The 25499-nt window shown below is 52.2% G+C and carries 21 protein-coding genes and 1 tRNA gene; all 22 read left to right on the forward strand.

Annotated elements, in window-relative coordinates; genetic code table 11:
- The first annotated feature begins 19 nt into the window (after positions 1-19).
- On the forward strand, positions 20-997 hold the full coding sequence (locus tag JW885_00395) for a hypothetical protein (protein ID MBN1880603.1): 978 nt from the start codon (positions 20-22) through the stop codon (positions 995-997).
- A complete protein-coding gene (pilQ, locus tag JW885_00400) occupies positions 998-3739 on the forward strand; it encodes a type IV pilus secretin PilQ (GenBank protein MBN1880604.1) in 2742 nt (913 codons plus the stop codon). It abuts the gene before it with no gap.
- A 74-nt stretch (positions 3740-3813) separates the two neighbouring features.
- Positions 3814-4986 carry a chorismate synthase gene (gene aroC / locus JW885_00405; GenBank protein MBN1880605.1) on the forward strand — a complete coding sequence of 391 codons (1173 nt, stop codon included), beginning with the start codon at positions 3814-3816 and terminating at the stop codon, positions 4984-4986.
- Positions 4987-5018: 32 nt separating this feature from the next.
- Positions 5019-5516: a shikimate kinase gene (locus JW885_00410; GenBank protein MBN1880606.1), complete on the forward strand. Its 498-nt coding sequence runs from the start codon at positions 5019-5021 to the stop codon at positions 5514-5516.
- Positions 5504-6583, forward strand: a complete 1080-nt coding sequence (gene aroB / locus JW885_00415; protein ID MBN1880607.1) for a 3-dehydroquinate synthase — start codon at positions 5504-5506, stop codon at positions 6581-6583. The genes JW885_00410 and aroB overlap by 13 nt, the downstream gene beginning before the upstream one ends.
- 205 nt (positions 6584-6788) lie before the next feature.
- On the forward strand, positions 6789-9425 hold the full coding sequence (locus tag JW885_00420) for a tetratricopeptide repeat protein (protein MBN1880608.1): 2637 nt from the start codon (positions 6789-6791) through the stop codon (positions 9423-9425).
- Positions 9426-9562: 137 nt separating this feature from the next.
- Entirely contained in the window at positions 9563-9925 is a 363-nt protein-coding gene (locus JW885_00425; GenBank protein MBN1880609.1) for a hypothetical protein, read from the forward strand.
- A 67-nt stretch (positions 9926-9992) separates the two neighbouring features.
- On the forward strand, positions 9993-10439 hold the full coding sequence (gene aroQ / locus JW885_00430) for a type II 3-dehydroquinate dehydratase (GenBank protein ID MBN1880610.1): 447 nt from the start codon (positions 9993-9995) through the stop codon (positions 10437-10439).
- The gene (locus tag JW885_00435; GenBank protein ID MBN1880611.1) at positions 10436-11506 is read left to right on the forward strand and encodes an aminopeptidase P family protein; all 1071 of its coding nucleotides are present in this window, start codon (positions 10436-10438) and stop codon (positions 11504-11506) included. Before aroQ ends, JW885_00435 begins: the two co-directional genes overlap by 4 nt.
- A 37-nt stretch (positions 11507-11543) precedes the next feature.
- Entirely contained in the window at positions 11544-12107 is a 564-nt protein-coding gene (gene efp / locus JW885_00440) for an elongation factor P (protein ID MBN1880612.1), read from the forward strand.
- Between the two features lie 29 nt (positions 12108-12136).
- The gene (gene accB / locus JW885_00445; protein MBN1880613.1) at positions 12137-12559 is read left to right on the forward strand and encodes an acetyl-CoA carboxylase biotin carboxyl carrier protein; all 423 of its coding nucleotides are present in this window, start codon (positions 12137-12139) and stop codon (positions 12557-12559) included.
- Between the two features lie 24 nt (positions 12560-12583).
- A complete protein-coding gene (locus JW885_00450; protein ID MBN1880614.1) occupies positions 12584-13918 on the forward strand; it encodes an acetyl-CoA carboxylase biotin carboxylase subunit in 1335 nt (444 codons plus the stop codon).
- Positions 13919-14073: 155 nt separating this feature from the next.
- Positions 14074-16596: a tetratricopeptide repeat protein gene (locus tag JW885_00455; GenBank protein MBN1880615.1), complete on the forward strand. Its 2523-nt coding sequence runs from the start codon at positions 14074-14076 to the stop codon at positions 16594-16596.
- A gap of 82 nt (positions 16597-16678) precedes the next feature.
- Positions 16679-17704, forward strand: a complete 1026-nt coding sequence (locus JW885_00460) for an AAA family ATPase (protein ID MBN1880616.1) — start codon at positions 16679-16681, stop codon at positions 17702-17704.
- Positions 17705-17813: 109 nt separating this feature from the next.
- A tRNA-Gly gene (locus JW885_00465) sits at positions 17814-17889 on the forward strand.
- Positions 17890-18083: 194 nt separating this feature from the next.
- Positions 18084-18554 (forward strand): ribosome maturation factor RimP, encoded by a 471-nt coding sequence (locus tag JW885_00470; GenBank protein ID MBN1880617.1) that lies wholly within the window; start codon positions 18084-18086, stop codon positions 18552-18554.
- 25 nt (positions 18555-18579) lie between these two features.
- On the forward strand, positions 18580-20121 hold the full coding sequence (nusA, locus tag JW885_00475) for a transcription termination/antitermination protein NusA (GenBank protein ID MBN1880618.1): 1542 nt from the start codon (positions 18580-18582) through the stop codon (positions 20119-20121).
- Between the two features lie 115 nt (positions 20122-20236).
- Positions 20237-22936, forward strand: a complete 2700-nt coding sequence (gene infB / locus JW885_00480) for a translation initiation factor IF-2 (GenBank protein ID MBN1880619.1) — start codon at positions 20237-20239, stop codon at positions 22934-22936.
- Positions 22937-22951: 15 nt separating this feature from the next.
- Positions 22952-23260, forward strand: a complete 309-nt coding sequence (locus tag JW885_00485) for a DUF503 domain-containing protein (GenBank protein ID MBN1880620.1) — start codon at positions 22952-22954, stop codon at positions 23258-23260.
- Positions 23257-23610 (forward strand): 30S ribosome-binding factor RbfA, encoded by a 354-nt coding sequence (gene rbfA / locus JW885_00490; protein ID MBN1880621.1) that lies wholly within the window; start codon positions 23257-23259, stop codon positions 23608-23610. Before JW885_00485 ends, rbfA begins: the two co-directional genes overlap by 4 nt.
- 5 nt (positions 23611-23615) lie before the next feature.
- Positions 23616-24608, forward strand: a complete 993-nt coding sequence (locus JW885_00495) for a bifunctional oligoribonuclease/PAP phosphatase NrnA (GenBank protein MBN1880622.1) — start codon at positions 23616-23618, stop codon at positions 24606-24608.
- A complete protein-coding gene (truB, locus tag JW885_00500) occupies positions 24601-25497 on the forward strand; it encodes a tRNA pseudouridine(55) synthase TruB (GenBank protein MBN1880623.1) in 897 nt (298 codons plus the stop codon). Before JW885_00495 ends, truB begins: the two co-directional genes overlap by 8 nt.
- Positions 25498-25499: the final 2 nt, after the last annotated feature.

The raw sequence follows: 25499 nt of genomic DNA on the forward strand, positions 1-25499 counted from the left end.
GGAGATTGGAGTCATACATATGAAAGTTCGTTCCCTCTCCGTCATTATACTATTCATTGTATCTCTTCCGTTCATCACGGGATGTTCGGACCTGTTGGATCGGTATGGAGATAAGATACCGTTTCTTGATACCGAGGAAGAGGCGCCCAAGCCGACGATCCACGAGCTGAGCGAAGACGATCCGACGAAAACCTCGATCCCCCCCGAGGGAACACTCCCCCCGGGTGAAGCACCGGAAACCGCAACCGGACCGGAAGTGGCACCCGAGGGCGGCCCTCCGGCCCCGGAAGGCCAGCCCCCCGTCGTTGAAGGTACTGAAACGACGACACCGCCCGAAGGGGGTGAAGCCGGACCACCGGCGGAGGGAGGCGAAACACAGCCACCCACGGAGGTGGCTGAGACGGGGCCTCCGGTGGAAGGGGGAGAAACAGCGCCTCCTGTACCTGGAGAAACGACCACTGAAGGGACATCGCCCGCTCCTGAAACGGCAGCCCCGGAAGGCGGGGTAGAGACGATCCCGGGCGAAACAGCGCCTACGGAGACTCCGCCCGTCGAGACCGTCCCGACGATATCGGATACGTTCGGCATGGATATCGCCATGCTAACAATGGAAGGATCGGCGGAGGGGGATGAGGTTGTCAGCTCCGAGGACTTTTATTACGACACCAGGGAGCGGAGAGATCCGTTCAGACCGTTTACCCTAAAGGTTGAAACGACCGTGGTTGTTCCTCCAGAGGAATTGACTCCTCTGATGAAATATAAACTATCTCAGCTTGAACTCAAGGCGATTATTTATGATCCGGAACTGGGAACGGGCGTGGCCATGGTGCAAGATCCCTATAAGAAGGGATTCAGCCTGTATGTTGGTACGAATGTGGCGGAGGGACGTGTTGTGAAAATTACCGAGGACGAAGTACAGGTGGAAATCAATTACCTGGACTTCTACGGTGAAGAACAAACAAGAATTGAGACTTTAACATTAGCCGGGAGGCAATAAATGTCTATCCATAATAGATACGCACTCTTTCGCTTCCTCAGCCTGCTCGCGATAAGTATCATGGCGCTCTCTTCGTGCGTTACAACAGGAACGGGTACATCAACATCCGGTGCGAATCTGTCTGTCGACGTTACCTCAGTGAGTGAGTATGATGATCGGTTCGTTGTTCTGCTTGAGGCGGATGCTTCCGTCACTTACACGCCGTATCGTCTGGAATCTCCGCTGCGGCTTGTCGTGGATATTCCTGATGCGGAATTTGTGGAATCCGGCACGGAATCGATCGTTGATAACGTCACCATTACCGAGATAAAGAAACTGGATTATGACAGTGACGGGATCAGTGTCGCCAGGCTGGAGATTTACCTGAGCGATGATACAAACTACTATATGTCAAAACCTCAGGATAATCAGGTGCAGGTGGAGATTCAAAAGATAGATCCATCCTCCATCTCCTCGGAAACCGCCGACGACATACCGTACACTGCGGATGACTCCGGTACTCCTTCGTATTATGAGATTTCGGAACCCGAAAAGACGGTATGGGACAATCCCGCCACGAAGATTATCAATATTGTGACGGACAGCGATGCCGACGGGACCAGCGTCACCATACTGGGCGACGGCGCGATGTTAGACTACGAGACGTTTGTGCTCGACGATCCAAATCGCCTTGTCATCGATTTCTCGGGAATTTCCAGCAACTATCCAAACGAGACGATACCTGTGGAAAGCGCCGATATCAGCGCTATTAAGGTGGGTATTCATCCCGATAAGGTGAGGATCGTCCTGGAGTCTGATAATCCCACGATGAGCGATTACAACGTGTACCCGGTGGACAACAAACTTATGGTTGTTTTCCGTGAGGGAACGGTCGGTACACCCGCGAACACGGGAAGCGTTCCGACTGAAACGCGTACGCCCACAAGCGATGTGGTCGTTACCGGCGTGGATGTAAGAACCGACGGCGATATCTCCAGCGTTGTGATATCCACCACCGGAAGTTCCGATTTCACGGCGAAAATGGTATCCGAGCGAAGTATTATCGTTGACATTCCAAATGCTCTGATCGGGAACGGTGTCGACACGGAGCTGGACTTTTCTTCGAATTTAAATACGCCTATTTCATATGTGAACACAACCCAGGGCGAGGATTCGGTTCGAATCGGCATCGTGCTTTCAGAGAAGGCCGCATACAACTACTATGCCCAGGGCAATGCGATCGTTGTCGACTTTTCGATGAGCGATACGGTGACCATGGATCCGACAATTGCGGACCTCTCCCCCAAACCGGTGATAACGGAGGGCCTGTCGCAGCCGGCCACGCTCCCCGGGGAAACTCCGTCGGTGGCGCCCTCAGAGGTGATGACCCCCGATGAGCTGGAAGAAGTCGCCGAGATGGCCATCACTGAGGAGGAAAAGAAATACACGGGAAAGAATATCACCCTGATCTTCTCCGATGCGGATATACAACAGATATTCATGCTCATCGCCGAGGTGAGCAGTCTGAACATACTTGTCGATCCTGATGTCCGGGGAAACATCACTCTTCGACTGGTCAATGTTCCCTGGGATCAGGCCCTTGATATCATCTTGGAAAACCAGAATCTGGGGATGGAGCGAGAGGGAAACGTGATACGCGTCGCCAGGAATCAGACCCTGAACGCCGAAAGGGAGGCGGAACTTACCAGTCGTCGCGCCCTGGAGGAACTGGAGGAACTCGTTACTCGAAAGATCGATCTGAGCTACGCCGATCTCCCCAGCGTAACGGCGGTGATTGCTCCGATGCTCAGCGATAGGGGCGCCATAACCGAGTTTTCTCAAACCCAGTCGCTCCTGATTACCGATATACCCTCCCGGCTCGACCCGATTGTCGAAATCATCAACCAGCTTGATGTTGCCACACCGGAAATCAGGCTGGAAGCACGGATTGTGGAGATGAACGACAGCTTCACCCAGGAGCTGGGTGTCAACTGGATCGCCGGATGGAACGAGGAGGCGACGGCGGGTGATTCCACGATAAAGGGGGCTGTGGGAACGCTGGATAATGCCCTGATAAATCTCGATAATTACTTCGACCCCGCAACATTGATATTCCCGAATCCCGCAACGACGTCAACCCTGGGAATCGGAGGGGCCTCGGTTCTTTTGGGATTTTTGGACGACGCACTGAGGCTGGAGCTGCAGCTGAAGGCGCTTGAACAGATGGGAGAGGCCGAGGTCATCGAAACGCCGAAGGTTCGGGTTCTCAACAACGTGACGGCGGAATTTATCATCACAAGAAGTATCCCGATACGAAACGTCACCGAAAGCAGCGATGATACCGGAAACGTTACCACATCGGGCGAAGTCGACTATCAGGATATCACCACGGAGCTTAAGATCACGCCGACCATCTCCGCAGATGAGCGGATAAAGATAGAAATAGATCTTCTGCATGAGACACAGGGCGAGGCGGTTATCTTGAACATCGGCGGTGCGGATAACACCTATTATATCGAGGATACAAAGGAACTCACCACCGAGGTGCTTGTTGACAATCGAGATACAATAGTCATCGGCGGTCTCTACCGGAAGGACGTCAATGAAACCGAGACAGGATTCCCGCTGCTCAAAGACGTCCCGCTGTTCGGATGGGCGTTTAAGACGAAAAATACAACGGAAAGCAGACGGGAGCTTCTGATATTCTTGACACCGACGATCATTCGGGAAGAAGAGCTGATGATGTCCGAAACCGGATTGTAATATTTTTTTGATTGCTTGCGTATGACGGGTGCGCTCGGGATGTTGTTCCGACGCACCCTTTTTTCTCGCGTAGGATGGTATGTGTGACCAAGTTTTCCTTTCATACCGCCGGTGAGTCCCACGGGAGGGCCCTTGTGGTTATTGTGGACGGGGTCCCCGCCGGTTTTTCGATAGATCTGGACGCCGTTAATACGGATATGGCCCGACGCCAGAAGGGATACGGCCGGGGCGGCAGAATGGCCATTGAGAGTGATCGGGTCCAGACGATTTCCGGCATAAGGAACGGGAAGACCATCGGGAGCCCGGTGGCGTTTTTAATAGAGAATCGGGATTGGGAAAACTGGGAACGATATATGTCGGCCGATCCGGGGATCGATCCGGGTCGTGAAGTGACAAGACCGAGGCCGGGGCACGCCGATTTGGTCGGCGGTATGAAATTCGGGCACAGGGACCTCAGAAACGTGCTCGAGCGGTCAAGCGCCCGGGAAACGGCGGCGCGGACGGCCGCAGGCGGCCTGGCCAAGGAGCTGCTTCGTCATTTTCATGTGGTGTTTCATTCATATGTGGTTGATCTCGGGGGTGTGAGCATCGAGTGTGAGGACGTTTCGTATGAGGAAAGAAGCGTACACGCCGAATCCTCGCCCTTTTCAACCCCCGTACCCGATTATGATGACGATCTGAAAATCATGGTCGACACGGTGAAGGAAAGCGGAGACACGCTGGGGGGTGTTGTCGAGGTGGCGGTTGTTGGTCTTCCCCCCGGTCTCGGTGAGGCCGTACGATGGGATACGAGGCTCGATGCCCGGCTTGCCGCGTCGATCATGAGTGTTCCGGCCGTAAAGGGGGTGGAAATCGGGGACGGTTTTAATCTGTCCGGACGGTACGGCTCTGAGGTACACGACGAAATTATTCGCATAGGAAACGGGCGATATCGCCGTAAAACAAACCACATGGGGGGAATGGAAGGCGGCATGACCAATGGAATGCCGCTTGTGGTGCGGGCCGCGATGAAACCGATACCGACGTTGATGAAACCGCTGGATACCGTGGATATTGAGACAAAACAAAAGGTGTCGGCTGCGGCGGAGCGGTCCGATGTCTGCGCCGTGCCCGCGTGCGCCGTGGTTGTCGAGGCGATGGCGGCCGTGGTGTTGACGGAAGCGTTTTTGTGCCAATTCGGCGGGGCGAATAAGTCGGATATAGAAGAAAATTATCGACGATATGTGGAGAGAATCGATTCGTTTTGAATCGGGGAACAAACATAGTTTTGACCGGATTTATGGCCACGGGGAAAAGCGCTGTGGGCAGGATCGTTGCCGACTCCATCGGATATGCCTTTATGGATCTGGACAGTCTCATCGAAGAGGAGACGGGGGTGTCGGTCTCGAAGATATTCGAGGTTGAAGGTGAGACGTCGTTTCGAGACAGGGAAACGAAAAAGATTGAAGAGGTCTCCTGCATGCGAAAGACGGTGATATCCACCGGGGGGGGCGCGATGATACGCCCGGAAAACAGAGAGATGCTCCGGAAGTCCGGTATAATCGTGTGTCTGGAAGCTACGGTCGAGGAAATCCTCAGTCGTGCGGGAAGAAGGGAATCCCGGCCGCTGATCAATGTGGAAAATCCGCGAGAAATCGTCGCCAAGTTGTTGGAAGAGAGAAAATCATTTTATGATGAAGCGGATGTGCACATAGATACCAGTGGAAAGCACAAGAAAGAAATCGCCGGAGAGATAATATCACTGTGGGAAGAGAGAAAACGGTCATGGAACGGATAACTGTCGCCCTGGGCGACAGAAGCTACCCGGTGTACGTTGGGAGCGGAATTATCGGTAAAATCGGATCTCTGGTGGAGGAACGTCGGGCATCGATACTGACCGATGAACATGTTGCAACGCTCTTTGGGGAGCGGGTGCAAAAAGCAATTGACACATCCGGGACCCAGACACACATGATCGTGGTTCCACCGGGAGAACAATCGAAGCAATTTTCTACCCTCGAACACGTCTATGACGAACTGCTGTCATTTCGGTCGGACCGAAAGACGCCGCTCGTCGCCCTGGGCGGCGGTGTGATCGGAGATCTGGGGGGATTCGCCGCCGGGACGTTTCTGAGGGGGATCCCGTATATCCAGGTTCCCACAACGCTTTTGGCCCAGGTTGATTCGTCGGTGGGAGGGAAGACGGCGGTAAACCATCCGCTTGGAAAAAATCTCATCGGTGTATTTTACCAGCCGCGTTTTGTTCTTGCCGATGTGGAAACGCTCTCGTCACTTCCCGAGGAGGAATATCTTTCGGGACTGGCGGAGGTGATAAAGCATGCCGTTATTGCCGATGAAGAGCTTTTTTCATATCTTGAAACGCATCATAACCGGGTAATGTCTCGGGATAGAGACGCTTTGATGAAAATGGTTACTACCTCGGTCCGGATTAAATCGCACGTGGTCTCACAGGATGAGCGTGAAGCGGATCTTCGGAGAATTCTCAATTTTGGACATACCTTCGGTCATGCGATTGAGAGACTTTCCGGCTTTGGTACGATACGTCATGGACATGCGGTGGCGACGGGAATGGCCGCCGCCGTGCGAATATCCGAGAAGCTGGGGGAGATCGATTCAAATGATGTCGCACGTATTATCACCCTGCTTGAGGCATATCGGTTTCAGACCGAACTTCCCGGATATTCGAACAACGATTTTGTAAATGCAATTAATTATGATAAAAAGGCCCAGGAGGCTCACATCAATTTTGTATTGACAGCGGGTATCGGTTATGTTACTGTTAAAAAGATGAGGGCCACGGATATAGTTGATATTATTGGACAATTAGGGGCTTCTCGTGGCTGATGAAAAAAAGACTGATACTCAGACGCCACCGGGTATTTCCCACGAAAACGATACTCCTTCACCCGCCAAGGTAACATCTTCCCCTTCTCCCAGTTCGGTTTTCGTTACAAAAACCCCGGAAATGATCAAGTACGAACAGATGCTTGAGAAAAATCCGGCGTCCCGTGTATTTGCCCCCCTTGCAGATCTCTACCGCAAAGCAGGAATGATTGACGAAGCGATCGAATTGGCCCGAAAGGGTGTGGAAAAGTATCCAAAATACCTCAGCGGCAGGGTCTCGTTGGGGAGGGCGTATTTCGACAAGGAAATGTACGATGAGGCCCGTGATGAAATGGAACGGGTCGTTGCGATAACGCCGGACAATCTTCTGGCAAATAAAGTGCTGGGAAATGTATACATAGCCCAGGGCAATCCTGATCAGGCCGTTGAGTATTTTAAAAGAGTTCTCGAGCTGTCTCCCGATGATGAAGAAGTGTCACATATTCTTGAAGGCATCGGTCACGGTGACAAGAAAAAACAAAAAGAGCCCCGTGACACCGAGAAAAAAGCGGGAGAAGATGACATCATAAACTCTGTTCTTCGGGATTTGTCCGCCGAAGAAGAGGCCGGAGATGAGTTTGAAGACGAGATCGAAGATGAAATCGAAGATGAAATTGAAGACGGGGCTTATGAGGAAGGGCTGGATGACGATTTCTTCGACCTTGACTCAGGCGAAGACTCAACTGACCTTCTTGATGAGGAGATGTCCGAGATACTTGGCCAATCTGAAGCCGATATAGGGGCCGAGGGAGAAATTCTCGAACAAGTGAGTGACGATGTTTTTGAAGAACCCGATGACGTCCCGGAAAAGTTGGGAGATGATGACCTGGCGGCCCTGGTGGCGGAGGCGGGAAGTTTCGAAGATGAGTTGTCTCCGGGTGATGACGATGATGTTTTATCCGATATTGATCTGGATGAAAGCACATCGGCTCCCGAATTTGAGGGAGATATAGAACAAGCGGGAGGTGATATATCACACGAGGAAGATTCCTTCGAGTTCACGCTGGATTCGACCGAAGACGTTGAAACCGATTCTCTGTCCGACGATATTGATCTGTCTTCGATGATGGATGAAATTCCGGAGGAGTTTCTGGCATTTGATCAGGTCGAAAATGAGAGCAAAAGTATCTCTCTGGGTGAATCAGGGGATATCGACGGCCTGGATGGCGACCTGCTTGACCAGGACATATCGGGTGAGGATTTTTCCTCGGAATTCGACTTAGACGATACAGGTGCCGCAAAAGAGACTCCCGATGAATTCAGCGATACCGTAGACTCCTCTGGTGTTGAGACGCCCGGGGAGGATCTCTTGGAGCAGGATATCTCAATGGAGTTCGACTTCGACGACACGGGTGTGGTGAAGGAGGCTTCCGATGAATTCGGCGAGAGAGAGACCGCTCCGGGGATAGAAATACCTGAGGAAGGCATCGGTGATGCGGATCTCCCGATGGAATTCGGCCTCGACGACACTGGTGCGGTGGGGGAGATTTCCGATGAGTTCGGCGAGAGAGAGATAGACTCGGGGATGGAAATACCCGAGGAAGGGATCGGTGATGCGGATCTCCCGATGGAATTCGGCCTCGACGACATAGATTCGGTGGGAGAGATTTCCGATGAATTCGGCGAGGGAGAGACCGCTCCGGGGATAGAAATACCCGAGGAAGGCATCGGTGATGCGGATCTCCCGATGGAGTTCGGCCTCGACGACATAGATTCGGCGGGGGAGGTTTCCGATGAGTTCGGTGAGAGAGAGACCGCTCCGGGGATGGAAATACCCGAGGAAGGCATCGGTGATGATGACATCCCGATAAAATTCGACTTCGACGACGACGATGCACTGAAGGAGGCCCCTGACGAATTCGGTGATACAATGGTTTCTTCCGGTATCGATATCCAAAAGGAAGGTATGGCCGAAAGCGATCTTGGACCGGGCGTCGGTTTTAATCTCTCGGATGAACCCGGTGTTGACATGCCTGTTTCACACGAGGGGATAGAAGGGGGGGACTTTTCGGGCGATGATTCCGTGAGTTTCGACACTGGTGAGGGCATGGTTGAGACGGACGATCCGTTTTTCACCATGGAGACCCCCACCGACGAATCCATGGAGCAGGAAATGGCTTTCGATTCATTTGAAACACCGACAGAAAGCGAGGCGTTTGAGGAGCAGCCCGAAGAGTCGGGATTTGAAACCCCTACGGAAAGCACCGAATTCGATGTGTCTCAGGAGGTGGAAGCTCCTTTAGAGATGGAAACGCCTTCCGGAACGGAGGAGACATCCGTTTTTACCGAGGAGGATAGAGAAGAAGAGCATTTTCTGGAAGGCAGAGATGATATCGATTTTCACGAACTGGAAGATTTGGCGGAACCACAGGTCGAGGAAGATAGATCACTCAGCATCCACGAAGAGTTCGGCGATGATGATTTTCCCGAGGAAAGATCTGATGACGACGAGGATATGTTGCCCCTGATTGATGAAGGTGACGGGGTGCCCGACGATGAGGGAGTGAGTATCACCACCGAGACGATAGCGGATATATATGTCAAGCAGGGTCATTTGGACAAGGCTCTGGGGATATATGAGGATCTCTACCGGGTGTATCCCGAAAATGAGTCCCTTAGAGAAAAATTGGAACATGTCCGGATGCAGATGACCTCGGGCCTGCCCGGGGAGAGCGGAGAAGAGGGACTTCGTGCGGATATCGATATATCACCGGAAGATACGCAGCAATCAGAACGTGCAATCGAGCGTCTGAACAGCTGGCTTGAAGATATACGGAAGAAGAGAAGGGATATTTCCCAATAAAAAAAGGACTTCTTTGTGTTTTTGTTATATGATTAAATATGTTAAAATCTTAATTCATTGTTTATGTCAAAAAAATACCAATGTGTGCGGCTGCTGCAAAATGATTCTTTCGTATATGTGATGTGTGTTTGTTTTCTATGATTGATTTTAAAGAAGTTCTCCAGAACGTTGTGGAATCGGTCCCCGGTTCTCTGGCGGGAATAATAATCGGCAAGGACGGAATCATACTGGAACATGTGACCATGTCTCAAAACGGCATCGACGTGGAATTGATCGGCGCGGAATATGCGGCTACAATGATGGAGGTGCACAAGCTTGCTTCCATCTTTCATTTCAATGATCTTAAAGACATCACGATTGTTCTTGATACGATAACCTTGATTGTTCATGTCATATCCGAGGAATACTACTTTATTCTTATCACGTCGCGGGGGGCCGATCTCGGAAAGGGCAGGTACCGGGTGAGGGTCGGCTCACTGAAGCTCAGGGAGATGTTTTAGTTTCCGATCGATACATTGATTTATCATGACTGCGCACAAGCAGTCTTTCTTTTTTTAGGCGAAGACGATGAATGTACTGATTATAAACGGTCCGAATCTCAATATGCTCGGTAAACGAGAGCCGGAGATCTACGGGTCTTTCACATATGACGATCTTGTCTCCCGTATCAAAGATGCCGCGACGAATCTCGGCATTCAGGTGGACGTTTTTCAGTCGAATGTCGAGGGTGAAATCGTCGACAGAATCCAGTCGTCGGAGCGGTTTGACGGCATCGTTATCAATGCAGGGGCGTATACGCACACGTCAATCGCCATACGCGACGCCTTGCTGGTATGGTCATCCCGCATTCCGGTTATCGAGGTTCACCTTACAAATATTTTCGGCAGGGAGGAATTTCGAAAACATTCCTACATCTCGGATATCGCCCGGGGGGTTATAGCAGGGCTCGGTGTCGAGGGGTATGTGCTGGCCCTTTCGTGGATTGCCGGGGAGACACCGGGAGATACACGGTGAATACGGATCGTATCGAGCGTCTTCAGGAGTATATCAAGAGTCTCGATCTTGACGGCGTCCTCATCACCGATATGAAGAATGTCCGGTATTATACCGGCTTCACCGGCAGTGATGGGATGCTTGTTCTGGGATTGGAGGGGGGGGTCTTCCTGACCGATGGGAGGTATGTGACACAGGCGTCCGGCGAGGTGTCCGGGTTTGCCGTAGAACGATACATGAGAAAAGCGGACGGGGTCAGAAAATCCGTCGCCGACCTGGGATTGACGAGAGTCGGGGTTGAATCGTTTCATATATCTCTGGCGATGTATAAAAACGTATCGAAAGTGACGGGATTTGCACGATTTGTTCCCATTGAAAGAGACCTCGCGGAACTGCGGATGATCAAGTCCGCTGATGAGATTTCTCTGATGCGCCGCGCCGTGTCCATTTCCGAAGCCGCTCTGGAAGACGTCGCAAAGATGATCTCCCCCGGGGTTTCCGAGCGGGACATTGCGTCCGAGCTTGAGTATGTGATCAGAAAACGGGGAAGCGGGCCGCTTCCGTTCCCGGTCATCGTCGCCACAGGGGAACACGGTGCTCACGTGCACGCATCACCGGGGGATCGAACGATTGAAGCGGGGGATTTCGTGATTATCGATTTCGGCGCGGAGTATCGCGGATACGCCTCCGACCAGACGATTACGTACATGGTTGGGAGATCGAACGATCGAGCAAGGGAGGTGTATGACGCCGTTCGTGGCGCCCAGAGAGAAGCGATAACACGGGTACGGGCGGGAGTGTCCGCCGTCGATATCGACGCCGCCGCTCGGGACTTTCTGGCCGAAAAGGGGTACGGTGAATTTTTTACCCACGGCACCGGCCATGGTGTGGGCCTGAACGTGCACGAGCCGCCGACAATCAGTTCACTGGGAGAGACGGTCCTTGAGGCGGGCATGGTCATTACCATCGAGCCCGGGGTCTACATCCCCGGTTGGGGGGGGGTTCGGGTGGAGGACATGGTTTTGGTGGAGGATGACGGCGGTTCGGTATTGACAACGCTCAGCAAATCATTTAAAGTAGTTAGCTGATTTTTGTAAAAAATACTCATCTTTAGTGAGTGATGCCGTGTATTCAACAGCAGAGTTTCGAAGAGGTTTGAAGGTCGAGATCGACGGTAAACCGTTCATCATTGTCGAGTTCCAGCACGTAAAGCCGGGCAAGGGCGGTGCATTTGTTCGTACAAAGCTTAAAAATCTTGAAACGGGCGCGGTTTTGGAAAAAACATTCCGCTCGGGTGAAAAAGTGGGGAAGCCTTCCCTCGAAGAGAAGGAGATGCAGTATCTCTATGGAGACGACGACGGTTTTCACTTCATGGATACAGAGACATACGAGCAGGTATTCCTCACCCATGACCAGGTGGGCGATTCCGCAAATTTTCTCATTGATGAGCTGGTCCTGACGGTTCTGTATCATAACAACAACCCCATATCGATCGAACTTCCCACGTTTGTAGAGATGCCGGTGGTTAAGACCGATCCGGGCGTGAAGGGGGATACCGCAACCGGCGGCACCAAGCCGATCACGCTCTCATCAGGTCTCGTGGTACAGGCGCCTCTGTTCATTGATGAGGGTGATGTTGTGAAAATCGACACCCGCAGTGGAGAGTATATCGAACGCGTTTCTCGATAAAGAAACCGAGACAGATAACAGGGAGTGCTATGAATATCAAGGAAATAAAGGACATTATTAAGGCGATTGAGGGTACGGATATCTCGGAGATTGATGTTCATAGCGCAGGTGATCGCATCAGGATACGAAGATACCTCGGTGAAGTATCGGCGCCTGAAAAAAAATCATCAAAGGCAAAAAGAAAAAGCGACGGTGTGCCCGACAATGTTGATCTTCTCTCTGTTACATCGCCGCTGGTGGGCACCTTCTATCGCTCATCCGCTCTCGATTCACCTCCGTTCGTGGAGGTCGGCCAGGAAGTCAGAAAGGGCGATGTGCTGTGTATCGTCGAGTCAATGAAACTGATGAACGAGGTCGAAACTGAAGTAGACGGTGTGATAGTCTCTATACTGGTTGAGAACGGCCAGCCGGTGGAATACGGACAGTCGCTTTTTCTGCTGGAACCCCTCTAATATCCCCCTATACTACAGGCATATATGTTTGATAAGGTCCTCATTGCCGACAGGGGTGAGATCGCCGTACGGATAATATATTCCCTCAGGGAGATGGGAATAAAAACCGTCGTCGTGTATTCACAAGCCGATCGTGATTCCCTGCCGGTCATTCTGGCGGATGAGGCGGTCTGCATCGGGCCCGCCGACATCAAGCAAAGCTATCTTAATTTCGCCTCGATCCTCTCCGCTGCTCATATTACCGGCTCCCAGGCGATACATCCCGGCTACGGTCCCCTTTCTGAAAACCTGGAGTTTGTAGAGGCGTGTGTCGACGGAGGCATCACCTTTATCGGGTCTTCGGTGGACTCGATGTCGCTGATGGCCGACAAGCTCGCCGCCAAGCATGCGGCGAAATCCTGCGGTATCCCAGTGGTTCCCGGAAGCAGACACGTTATCGAGGGCGATCGGGAGGCGCTGGAGGTTGCTGATGAGCTGGGATTCCCGGTGATCATCAAGGCGGTGGGCGGCGGCGGCGGCCGCGGGATAAAGGTTGTCGCCGATCGTGTTGATTTTTTGGATACATTCTATCTTGCCAAGCAGGAGACGAAGGAATACCTGAAAAAGCCGGGGATATATGTTGAGAAGTATCTCGAAAACGCACGGCATATCGAGTTTCAGATACTCTGCGACCACAGGCAGCATGCCATCCACCTTGGAGACAGGGACTGCACCATACAGAGGCGCTATCAAAAGATAATAGAGGAATCCCCCGCCGCAGGCATTGATGACGATCTGCGAAGGAATATGGGGCAGGCGGCGGTGGATTTCGTGAAATCCGTCGGATACTCCGGTATCGGTACCGTGGAATACTTACTGATGCCCGACGGCTCGTTCTATTTTTCGGAGATGAATACACGCATACAGGTAGAGCATACCGTAACAGAGATGGTAACCGGGCTGGACGTGGTCAAGCAGCAGTTGGTGATCGCGGCGGGCGATGAGTTGGAGTACGATCAGGATGATATCGTCGTGAGGGGACACGGGATAGAATGCCGCATCATGGCGGAAGATCCGTTTCGATTTACTCCATCCACAGGGTGGGTGACAGAGTATATTTCTCCCGGAGGCCCCGGTGTGAGGGTGGATTCCGCGGTTTTTTGCGGCGCGTTCGTTAATCCGTTTTATGACTCGCTGATTGCGAAGCTTATTGTTGCAGCGCCGGACAGGCCGAAGGCCATTGAACGAATGAAAAGGGCCCTCAGTTCATTCATTATAGACGGCATCGAAACGTCCATCCCCATGTGTATGAGAATCATGAACGATCCTCAATTCAGCAAGGGATATGTCAATGGATCGTTTATAAATCAATACATCTAACGCCTTTTTCGCTCATGGAATAATTCACAAAGGCCCTTCCTTCTCTCCCTTTGTTTTTTACGTGTCTGTGTCGATTCATTTGAGGTATTATATCTATTGACTTTTACTGCGCGATATAGTATTTTCATATCATTGCTTTGTAATAACGGGATATTATGGCCTTTGATAAGAACAAGGCGACGCTGGCTGCGCAGAAGTATTTGCAGAAGGGTCAGTACGATCGGGCTATCAGAGAATATGAACGGATTTTAAAGGAAGATCCGAAGGATATAAAGGTTCGTCAAAAGCTTGGTGATCTCCATGCCCGAGAGGATAAAAAAGAAGAAGCCATCGCCGAATATAACTATGTGGCCAAATATTATTCGGATGACGGATTCTATCTTCGGGCTATCGCCGTTTACAAGCAAATTCTCAAGATTGATCCCTCCCAAATACATATAAATCTCAAGCTCGCGGAACTCTATCATCAGCAGAATCTCCTCGGTGATTCAATTAAGCAGTATCAGCTGGTATATTCCCATTATGAGCGAAAGGGAGAGACCAGAAAAGCCCTTGACACGCTTTCCACCATGTCAGAAATGACACCGGAAAACCTGTCATTGCGGTTCAAGCTTGCCGATGCCTATTACCAGAGCGGGTATGAGGATCGCGGAATTGAGGAATATATCAATCTGGGGAAGATCCTCAAGGAGCAGAACCGGATCGACGATCTCGTCAACCTGTACGAAAAACTGGTCAACAGGGCATCCAACAAGATCGAGTTGCTTACCGATCTTGCGGATATATATATAAAGAAGGGCCGTCTTGATATCGCCTCCGCCCGTCTCGATATGGGGCTCAAGAACGCTCCCGAAGATAAACGCCTGCTGCACCTCAAGGCGAAGATTCATCTTCATAAAAATGAGCTTGAGCCTGCAAGCCAGTATCTCAGGAAAATAATCAAGGTTGACCCGGAATTTATAGAGGCGAAAGTGACTCTTGCCGATGTATACGAAAAACTCGGCAAGAGAGACATCCTGAAAGACCTGTACACCCAGTTGATGCTTCATTTCAGAAGTAAGGGTCAGGAAGAACGAGCGAATCATTTCAAGGCGCTCTATGAAAATATTACAAGCTCGCTTGCCTCGGATATTACCGATGAGGGCCTCCCCTCCGAACTGCGCTCCGTATCGGATTTTGGGGGAATGGAGGATTTCGCCGATTCCGGGGATTTCGGAGAAGCGGAAATTATCACGGACGCCGTAGAGGCGGATGTCATTGAGGCCGATATTCTTGAGGATGTGGCCGTTGTTGAGGTCATCGATGAGGTTCAGGGTGACGTCGGAGGGGAAACCCTGGACAGTGAAGGCAATCTTCTGATGCTCAAGATCGATACCTATGTTAAGTACGGTCAGGTGAAAGAAGCGGCGCGGGCCCTCGAAGACTATATTTCCAGGCAGCCGCGTTATTCCATCCCCCGCAGGCGACTTGTCACGTTGTATGACGAATTACTGCAGGCGGGTGAGAAGGACAGGGATTATCTCCGCTTGAAGAATGAACAGCAGCAATTCCTTCAAACGGGTTCGCATCCCGACATACAGCCTGTTGTGGAATTTGAAACCGGCGTGGATTTCTCCGGACTGAGCATGGATGGTGAGCCTTCCGTTGAGGTTGTCGAAGATTTTGAGGTGCTCGTTGACGATCAGGTCGATATCGGCGGTTTTCACGACGAGGTGGTCGTTGACGCGGGTGATGCCATCGAGATAGTCGATGAAGTAGAGATGGGTGAGATTGGCGTCGAGCCCATAGAGATAGAGGCCGATGGTCTGGATGGAGGCTTCGAGTATATTGCAAACGAACCCGAAGTAATTACCGAGGAGGTGGAATTCGAGCACGTTCCCCCGGTGGGGCATGCCGGTGCTTCTTCCGGCGTGGAATCCCGGCTGATTAATATGGCGCCGGATGACGAACCCTTGCCTGAAGGTGAGGACTATTTTGATCTCGCCAGGGAGTTGGAAGGCGTTGTTCTTGATGACGATCTTCAAATCGAATCCAAGGGCGGCGCGGGACTGCTGGGGGAGGACGAACATATCTCCTTTGAGGATGTGTTTGATGAATTCAAGCGTGGTGTGGAAAAACAATTTGGGAAAGAGGATTACGATACTTACTATAACCTCGGCATCGCATATCGAGAAATGGGGCTTTATGATGATGCCATCAGCTCGTTGCAAACGTCCGTCAACGATCCGAAACGAAGGCTCGACAGCTTTATACTCCTCGGAGTGACGCACCGGGATATCGGTGAGCTGGAAAAGAGCATCGATTATTTTCGTGAAGCTCTCGATTCCCCTGGAATCCAGCCCGATGAGAGCCTCGGGCTGAAATACGAATTGGCCCTGTCGTATGAAATGGCGGGGGAGATAGACATGGCGCTTCCTCTGTACACGGAAATATACAGCCAGAATTCCCGCTTTCGGGAAATCTCCGAAAAGCTGGAGTTGCTCAAAAAGGGTGGAGTGGTTGAGAATGCTGTGCCGACCGTTGATGTTCACACAATACCGGCGGAAATGCCCACTGTGCGGGAAGAAGAGGTAGTGCCGGACATGTCCACTGTACGGGAAGAAGAGATCCAACGGAAGACAAAAGAAAGTGAAGATCCAAAACCTCAGAGGCCGAAAAGCAAAATTTCATATATATAGCAACTCCGCATAATTGTGTATCGTCTTTTTTTGTTGCAATTCCTGACAACGATACGCCTAACATACATATATTGCAGAAGTAATGCAGCATTACAAATACTATGGAATGAATCTGGAGCCGTTTTCCAATACACCGGATAGCAGGTTTTACTACAACAGCGACCAGCATTCCAATGCTCTTGCAAAGTTGAGCTATGCAACCAAGTCGATGAAGGGTCTTGCGGTGCTCATGGGAGATGTGGGCACCGGAAAAACAACCATCGCTCGGAAGCTTCTCAATATGCTTTCCGAGGATGAGTATGAAGCGTCGATGTTGGTGATTATTCATACAAAAATTACCGCGGATTGGCTCCTGGCGAAGATCGCAGTGCAGTTGGGCATCGATAATCCTGCGGAAGAAAAGGTAAAGCTCCTCAGCCAGGTTTTTGAGAGATTGGTGGAGATAACCGAGGAGGGGAGATCGGCGGTTATCCTGGTGGATGAGGCACAGATGCTCAAGGATCGGGAAATCATGGAGGAGTTTCGCGGTCTTCTCAACCTCGAGATACCGGGTAAAAAGTTTGTCACGTTTGTTTTTTTTGGACTTCCGGATCTGGAAAATAATCTGAAACAGGATGAACCGCTCAATCAGCGCGTCGCCATGCGCTATCGCCTCGGCCACTTCAATCTGGGCTCAACGGAAAACTACATCAAACATCGCCTGAAAGTCGCCGGTGCGACCAGAATGCTCTTCACCAGCGAGGCCATTGAATCGATTCAGGTATATTCCACCGGGATTCCGCGTCTGATAAACAATATCTGCGACAACGCCCTTCTAGAGGGAATGCTCTCGAAGTCTGATCTGATCGGAAGGGCTATCATCGAAAAGGTCGCCGGCGAGCTGGGGCTCTCACGGGCTTCGAAAGATTTACTTCAGGAGATAGAATCCCAGAAGTATACACGGGATGTAGAACCGATGAAGACAGACGACGCGCAGCAGTCGATGTCAGGGCGGATCTCGTCTCCGGCAACCCCCATGGAGGGATTGTCGTCATCGAGGGAACAGGGTTCCGACGGAGAGGATAAGATAGAGATTGATAAAATCCTCGATTCTCTTGATATAGAGTAGTTCCGGATTCCCATGTGATCTCCAAATAGTATCATGCCTGGAAGAAATAAATAGTTTGACAAATTCTTTTATAGGCATTATATTGCTTGTTTGGTAAACTGTTGCTCGTGCGGGCATAACTCAGTTGGTAGAGTGCAAGCTTCCCAAGCTTGATGTCGCGGGTTCGAATCCCGTTGCCCGCTCCAATCGCTTTATTGTGGTTTTATGGAATGTGCGTGATGCAGTAGTGGCGATTTCGGGTCTGCTTTTTCTTCGAAAGCGGGCTCTTTGCCCGCTTTTTTATATGCGGCGACTTTGTCACATAGTCGTTGTTCTTTTATAGGATTTCAACGGAATACGATCTCATCGGTGTAAACAGGTCGTCAAGGATTTTCGAATCATGCGGGAGAATCGAACCGATCCGTTGAAAGAGGTGCTTTGGCTATTGGGCGAGAAGGCGTGCGAGGTGCATGGCTGTCGCCTGGTCGAAATAGAGCTGCATCGGAGTCAGGGGAGATGGCTGGTTCGTTTCTATATCGACAAGGATACGAACATTACCGTTGATGAATGTGCCGAGGTCAGTCAGACCCTTGATAGATACCTGGAGGCTCGAGACCCGATAGACACGCCGTATACCCTGGAGGTCTCTTCGCCCGGCATTGATCGGCCTCTCAGAAAAGAGGAGGATTTTAAGGAGTATGTGGGCAAGAATATCAGGGTGAGCGTATTTTCTCCCATCGATGGGAGAAAGAATTTTTCCGGCCGACTTATGGATGTGGCCGACGGAATTATCAGTGTTCAAGTGGAGACGGACATGTGTGTTCGTATTGCGCTTGACGATGTTAAAAAGGCTCGATTGAAGAGCAATTAACACGAACGGTGGGTATATTAAGGGAATGTACTCGAATTTAAACCACGTACTGGAACAGGTCGAGAAAGAGAAGGGGATCGATAAGCAGGTCCTCATCGAGGCCATTGAATCGGCGATGCTGACCGCCGCTAATAAGAAATTCGGTAACCAGCGGGAAATTGAGGCGTCGTTTAACGAGGAACTGGGTGAGGTCGAGCTGTTCGAGTTCAAGGAAGTGGTTGAGGAAGTTACCGATCCAATGACCGAAATTTCCCTCGAGGATGCGGTCCAGTCCGATCCGGAAGCGGTCTTGGGGGACGTGCTCGGCTTCAAGCTTGATATCTCTGATTTCGGCAGGATCGCGGCCCAGACCGCAAAGCAGGTTATCATCCAGAAGGTGAGGAACGCGGAACGGGAAAACATCTACGAGGAATACAAGGATCGAGTCAACGAACTGATCACCGGTATGGTCCAGCGCTTCGAGCGAGGCAATATCTACGTGAATCTCGGTCGGGCGGAGGCGATCATACCCTCCAAGGAACAGGTGCCCCGAGAGGGCTATCGCCAGGGAGACCGCATCAGGGCCTACATCCTCGACGTTCTCCGGGAATCGAAGGGCCCTCAGATTATCATGTCACGTACGCACCCGGGTCTTCTGGTCAAACTGTTCGAGCTGGAGGTGCCGGAGATAAGCGAGGGTATCGTGAAGATAATGGGCGCGGCCCGGGAGCCGGGGGAGCGCTCCAAGATCGCCGTGTATTCCACGGATCGTGATGTCGATCCGGTGGGCGCTTGTGTCGGCATCAAGGGATCACGGGTGCAGAGCATCGTGCAGGAGCTCAGGGGCGAAAAGATAGATATTGTGCCCTGGGATGAAGACACGGTCAAGTTCGTCTGTAACGCCCTGTCCCCGGCCGAGGTCACGGAAGTGATTTTCGAAGAAGACGTCCGGGAAATGGAGATTATCGTCGCCGATGACCAGTTATCCCTCGCCATTGGGAAGAAGGGACAGAATGTCAGACTCGCCTCGAAGCTTGTCGGATGGAAGCTGGACATCAAGAGCGCTTCGAAAAAGGAAAAGCAGTTCGCCGAGGTCATCTACGCCCTGGGTGCGATACCCGGAGTGGGTATAGCAACCGCGCAGATTCTGTATGAGGCGGGGATCATGTCGGTCTCCGATGTTGTTGAATCCGGCCCGGAATTTCTTTCCAGCATTCCAAGCTTGGGGCAGAAAAAGGCCGAGAGTATCTACGCCGTCGCACTGGATATCGTCGAGGGGCGGGAACCGGTCCGAAGCGTTGAAGATATTGAAGAAACAGACACCGACACCGCAGAGGCGGAGGCCCCCGCACCCAGCGGTGGGGCGGCCTCGGTGGATGAACCGACGGAATCGGTGGAATCGTCTCTCAAGGACCTTGACGGCGTGGGTGATAAGATGCTGGAAACCCTGATTCAGGCGGGCTTCGATACCATAGAAAAGATCGCCCAAAGCGACGCCGAGACCCTCAGCGATCTTCCCGGTATAGGGCAGAAGAAAGCGGAAGCGCTCATCGAGTCGGCCCGTGCCCGTGGCGATAAGGATATGTGAAATCACACAGGATATTACGCGATGATGTAATACGTGTGTGTTGAAATGTATATATACCCGGAACGACCGGGTTTGTATCGCGAAACGGACCAGTTGTTTTCGTATAGTAGGAATAATGAAAGTCTCCGAACTCGCAAAAAAACTAAAAATGGAGAACGAGGCGCTCGTTTCCAAGATAAAGGAAATGGGTTTGGAAGTTTCCGACGCTTCTGAGAATCTCAAATCGGAGGAGGTGCGCATTCTTGAGGAAAAAATCAAGAAGGAACGCAGTTCCGAGGTTGTAGAGGAACGCATCAAACCCACGGTTATCAGAAGGCGCGCCAAGAAAAAGGGGAAACCGGAAGAGGAAAAGGAGTCGACGGAAGCCGCCGAAAAATCCGCGGAAGCAGAAGAATCCCAGGAGCCGGAGACAGTAGAGGAAAAGACGAAAAAGACCGCAAAAACTCCGGTCGAGGCGGCCCTTGAGCCCGCGGTCGACGAGAAAAAGACCGAGACCAAGAAGGAAGCCGCAAAGAAGGCCGCGGCTCCGAAAGAGGAGCCCCCGATTCCGGAGAAGGCCGCCGAAGAGAAACCGGAGCCTGCGAAGGCAGAGATGGCCGCGGAGGAGCACGCCGAGCCGGAAGAAAAGGGCAGGACAGCACCCAGGAAGAGGCTTCGAACGGTTTCCCGTGAGGTTTCTCCCGAGTTGTCCGGCCCAAAAATAATTGCGAAGCCGGATAAGGAAAAGAAGGAAAAACCAAAACCGAAGCCGAAAGCGAAAAGGACCTCCCCGGAGGAAGAGAAGGCGGCAGCTCCCGACAAGGCTGTAGGTCAGGTCGTCTCTCCGGAAAAGGCTGTTGAAGCCGGGAAGAGAAAGAAGAAGAAACGGCGTCCCTCCGCCGTCACGGAGGAGAGCGCCCCGAAGCGGGCTCCGAAGAAGCGGGAAGTGTTGATCAAGCCCGAACAGGAATTTGAGGAGGGACGCAAGGTTCGGGCGCCAAAGGGGGCGAAAAAACAGAAAAGGACGCCGAAACAGGTAAAAAAGGTCTTTCAGAAACCGACAATCACCACTCCCAAGGCCATCAAACGCGTTATCAAAATCGAAGACGTCATCAGCGTGGGCGAGTTGGCGAAAAAGATGGGTATAAAGTCCGGTGATGTGATCAGAAAGCTCATGGATCTCGGTACTATGGCGACCATCAACCAGATACTGGATATGGACACCGCCTCCGTGATCGCCCAGGAATTCTCCCACGAGGTGGAGAATATCGCCTTTGAGGAGGAACGCTTTATCAAGGATGTCGTGGATTCGGAAGATGATCTGAAGGCGCGCCCCCCGGTCGTAACGGTTATGGGGCATGTTGATCATGGAAAGACCACCCTGCTTGATGCAATTCGGGAAGCCAATGTCGTCGCCGGGGAGGAAGGCGGCATCACCCAGCACATCGGCGCCTATGAGGTGGTCAGTGAGGGAAGGAAGATCGCGTTTCTGGATACCCCAGGCCATGAGGCGTTTACCACCATGCGTGCCCGGGGCGCCCAGGTAACGGATATCGTCGTACTCGTGGTGGCCGCCGACGACGGGGTTATGCCCCAGACCCGAGAGGCCATCAATCACGCGAAGGCCGCCGGTGTCCCGATAATCGTGGCGGTCAATAAGATTGACAAACCGGACGCGAAGCCGGAACGAGTGAAAAAGCAGCTCATGGAGTTTGAGCTTTTGCCCGAGGATCTGGGCGGCGATACTATCTTTGTGGAGATCTCCGCAAAGGCGAAGACCGGTATCCAGGAACTTCTTGAGATGATTCTTATCCAGGCCGAAATGCTTGAGCTTCGGGCGAATCCGAACAAGCTCGCCCGGGGTATCGTCGTGGAGGCCACCCTCGATCGAGGTCGAGGCCCCATCGCCACCGTTCTTATCAACGAGGGGACCCTGAAGGTGGGCGATTACCTTGTAACGGGGCTTTTCAGCGGCCGCGTTCGCGCCCTGATCAATGATCGAGGCGAACAGATTGAAGAGGCCGGCCCGTCGACGCCGGTGGAGATTCTCGGTCTCGGGGGCGTTCCTGAGGCCGGTGATCCGATGATCGTGTTCGAGAGCGAGCGGGACGCCAGGGAAGTCGCCACCCATCGTCAGCTCAAGGAGAGGGAGAAGGAAATGCTCTCCACTCCAGCAAAGGTGAGCCTGGAAGACCTTTACGAGCGTATCCAGAAACAGGATATACGGGAACTCAACCTCATTATCAAGGGAGATGTTCAGGGATCCGTGGAAGCCCTCAGGGAGAGCCTTGTCCAGCTGGAGCAGGAGGACGTGAAGGTGGTTATTATTCACGACGCCGCCGGAAGCATCACCGAATACGACGTGATGCTCGCGTCCGCGTCCGAGGCGATAGTGATCGGCTTCAACGTGAAACCGGAGGCGAAGGTACAGGATCTGGCCGATCAGGAGAAGGTCGAAATTAAGCTCTATACCGTCATCTATGAGTGCGTTGAAGATATCAAAAAGGCCATTACCGGCATGATGGCGCCGAAACTAGTGGAAAAGACCCTGGGACGGGCCGAGGTTCGGGAAATATTCAACGTTCCGAAGCTGGGTGCCATCGCGGGAAGTTATGTTCTGGACGGCAAGATGCTCAGGGATGCCCATGTGCGCCTGATAAGGGAAAGCGAGGTCATCTTCGAGGGGAAAATGGGATCCCTTAAGAGATTCAAGGACGACATCAAGGAAGTCGCCAGCGGATTCGAGTGTGGAATCCGCATAGAAAACTTCAGTGATATACAGCCCAAAGATATCATAGAGGCGTATGAGATAGAGGAAGTGCCCGCTGAGATGTAACGGGCGGAGGACGGGATGTTCGTTGGCGTTGGACGAGTGGAGTTTTTCATCCACCATGCGAACTCCCTGAAGTCCAAAAGGCAGGTTGTCAGAAAGCTCACCGATCAGGTTCGTAATAAATTTAACGTTGCGTGCGCCGAGGTGGATGCCGGGAACCTGTGGCAGAGGACGGTCATAGGCGTTTCTGTGGTGGGCAATGACGCATCGCTCGTCAACGCCCAACTGGATAAAATAATCAACTTCATGGATTCTCTTCATCTCGCCGAAATGATCAATCAGGAAATGGAGATTATCCAGTATTCCGATGGGGAGAGATTTGTGTGAAAGCGCCCGGTAGAAGACCCGAGAGGCTGGGCGACCTGATCAGGGAAGAGGTATCGCGGCTTCTCATTGATGGAATAAAGGATCCGCGGATCGGTATGGTGAATATTACCGAAGTGGATGTATCCCCTGATATAAAGCGCGCCGTCATATATTATAATATTATTGGAGATCGTTCGGGGAAGGATGAGACTCAGAAGGGTCTGGAAAGCGCCTCCGGCTTCATTAGGACGATGCTGGCCCGAACACTGACGATCAAACGTATGCCGGAATTGTCTTTTGCGTATGATACCTCCCTGGATTACGCAGAACGCATGGAAAAGGTTATTGACGACCTGAAACGAGAGCAATAGCATCGATGAGAGCCGATATATCCGGGGTTATAGAACGCGCACAGCGGATATTTTTGACCACGCATCTGAATCCCGATGGTGATGCCGTCGGATCACTCCTTGCGTGTTCGTTATATTTGAGAGAGCGGAATAGTTCAGTCACCGTGTACATGCAGGATCCGGTGCCGAAAAACTTTCGGTTCCTGCCCGGTGTTGACATGGTGGTGCATGATCTTGCACCGCTGAAGGGTTCCCGTTATGACGTGAGCCTCGTGCTTGACAGCACAGACTGGGAACGGGTCGGCGGACGGCCCGGTTCGGACATCGACCTGGGGACGATTATCAATATCGATCATCATGTGTCGAATCGCGGATTCGGCGACCTGAATCTGGTCGATCCCGGGGCATCGGCCACCGCAGAGATCATCTTTGATATTTTGAGCGGGATGGGCGGTCCCGTTTCCAAAGACATCGCCACATGTATTTATTCCGGGATCATGAGCGATACCGGTTGCTTTACCTATTCGAACACAAACACCCGGGCGTTCGAAATTTCCCGAATCCTTGTGGAACGGGGCGTGCGCCCGGACATGGTGGCCGAACAGATACATGAGAGCTACCCGATCGCCCGGCTGGAAATGCTCCGGGAGGCGCTTTCCACCCTGGAGTTCTCGAATGATATGGCCATCGGTGTGATGACCATCTCCCAGGAGATGTTTCAAAAAACACACAGCGGTCCTGATATTATCGAGGGTTTTATCGATTATCCTCGCTTCGTCGCAGGTGTAAAAGTTGCGGTTTTGTTCCGTGAGCTTCCGGAAGGGGGGTACAAGGTCAGCTTTCGATCCAGGAGCAATCTGGATGTTTCCAGGGTGGCGGCTCAATTCGGTGGAGGAGGCCATACAAACGCCTCCGGCTGTACCGTTCACATGCCCCTCGACCAGGCAAAGGAGAGGGTGTTCGACGTGGTGCGGGGTGCCGTTATGGATTCCATCGGGGAAGGGGTCGCCAATGCGTGAAGACGGCGTAGTCGTCATCGATAAGCCTTCGGGATTGACGTCTCATGACGTCGTGCAGAAGGTCAAGAGGACACTGGGAGCGAAAAAGGTGGGACACACCGGTACGCTCGATCCCTTTGCCACGGGGGTGCTGGTTCTCGGTGTCAATCAGGGTACAAAGCTGATACCCTACCTCGATAAAACCGATAAGGCGTATCGGGGTGTTATCGAGCTGGGGGTGGCCACCGACACCTTTGACGCCACCGGAGAGATTATCGAACGAGGGGACCCGACGGGCATTACGACGGAAGACGTGATGCGGGTTTTGGATACGTTCACAGGCGAGATATCCCAGAGGCCGCCCATGTTTTCTGCGGTGAAGGTGGACGGAGTCCGGCTCTACACGCTGGCTCGAAAGGGAGTCGAAGTTGAAGTGGCCGAGCGGACGGTGAACATCACGCATATCGGAATGGTATCGTATCTCCCCCCGCTCATCACGTTCGAGGTCACCTGCTCTCCGGGGACCTATATCCGTACCCTTGCGGTGGATATTGGGCGGGCGCTGGGGGTATGCGCGTGTTTGATGGAGCTCAGGCGAACCCGCTCGGGGCCGTTTCACATCGAGGCGGCGCATTCCCTTGACGAGTTTGCCTCTTTAGGGAAAAAGGGATGGGAACATGTCATCGGGCTCAGAGAGGCCATCGGCAATATGGCGGAAGTGAGTTTGACGCCCAGTGACGCAGAGCGTGTCTCCCAGGGTGGACCGCTCTTTCGTGAAGAAATTGGAACGGTGAGTGAAGGAAGCACCGTCAAACTGGTATATGAAGGGAGACTATTAGCACTTGGACGGGTCGAAACACGAAGAAAAATGAAAGTCAATATCAGACCCTTCAAGGTTTTTCATCGATAGCA

The organism is Candidatus Zymogenaceae bacterium, assembly GCA_016931225.1.
Lineage (GTDB): Bacteria > Desulfobacterota > Zymogenia > Zymogenales > Zymogenaceae > JAFGFE01.

Coding starts and splice junctions, on each gene's coding strand:
- JW885_00485 (MBN1880620.1), top strand. CDS start 22,952: ATGTTCGTTGGCGTTGGACGAGTGGAGTTTTTCATCCACCATGCGAAC.
- nusA (MBN1880618.1), top strand. CDS start 18,580: ATGTACTCGAATTTAAACCACGTACTGGAACAGGTCGAGAAAGAGAAG.
- truB (MBN1880623.1), top strand. CDS start 24,601: ATGCGTGAAGACGGCGTAGTCGTCATCGATAAGCCTTCGGGATTGACG.
- JW885_00410 (MBN1880606.1), top strand. CDS start 5,019: ATGGCCACGGGGAAAAGCGCTGTGGGCAGGATCGTTGCCGACTCCATC.
- aroQ (MBN1880610.1), top strand. CDS start 9,993: ATGAATGTACTGATTATAAACGGTCCGAATCTCAATATGCTCGGTAAA.
- JW885_00455 (MBN1880615.1), top strand. CDS start 14,074: ATGGCCTTTGATAAGAACAAGGCGACGCTGGCTGCGCAGAAGTATTTG.
- JW885_00495 (MBN1880622.1), top strand. CDS start 23,616: ATGAGAGCCGATATATCCGGGGTTATAGAACGCGCACAGCGGATATTT.
- JW885_00460 (MBN1880616.1), top strand. CDS start 16,679: ATGCAGCATTACAAATACTATGGAATGAATCTGGAGCCGTTTTCCAAT.
- JW885_00395 (MBN1880603.1), top strand. CDS start 20: ATGAAAGTTCGTTCCCTCTCCGTCATTATACTATTCATTGTATCTCTT.
- aroB (MBN1880607.1), top strand. CDS start 5,504: ATGGAACGGATAACTGTCGCCCTGGGCGACAGAAGCTACCCGGTGTAC.
- JW885_00420 (MBN1880608.1), top strand. CDS start 6,789: ATGATTGACGAAGCGATCGAATTGGCCCGAAAGGGTGTGGAAAAGTAT.
- aroC (MBN1880605.1), top strand. CDS start 3,814: ATGGTATGTGTGACCAAGTTTTCCTTTCATACCGCCGGTGAGTCCCAC.
- JW885_00450 (MBN1880614.1), top strand. CDS start 12,584: ATGTTTGATAAGGTCCTCATTGCCGACAGGGGTGAGATCGCCGTACGG.
- accB (MBN1880613.1), top strand. CDS start 12,137: ATGAATATCAAGGAAATAAAGGACATTATTAAGGCGATTGAGGGTACG.
- infB (MBN1880619.1), top strand. CDS start 20,237: ATGAAAGTCTCCGAACTCGCAAAAAAACTAAAAATGGAGAACGAGGCG.
- pilQ (MBN1880604.1), top strand. CDS start 998: ATGTCTATCCATAATAGATACGCACTCTTTCGCTTCCTCAGCCTGCTC.
- JW885_00425 (MBN1880609.1), top strand. CDS start 9,563: ATGATTGATTTTAAAGAAGTTCTCCAGAACGTTGTGGAATCGGTCCCC.
- JW885_00470 (MBN1880617.1), top strand. CDS start 18,084: ATGCGGGAGAATCGAACCGATCCGTTGAAAGAGGTGCTTTGGCTATTG.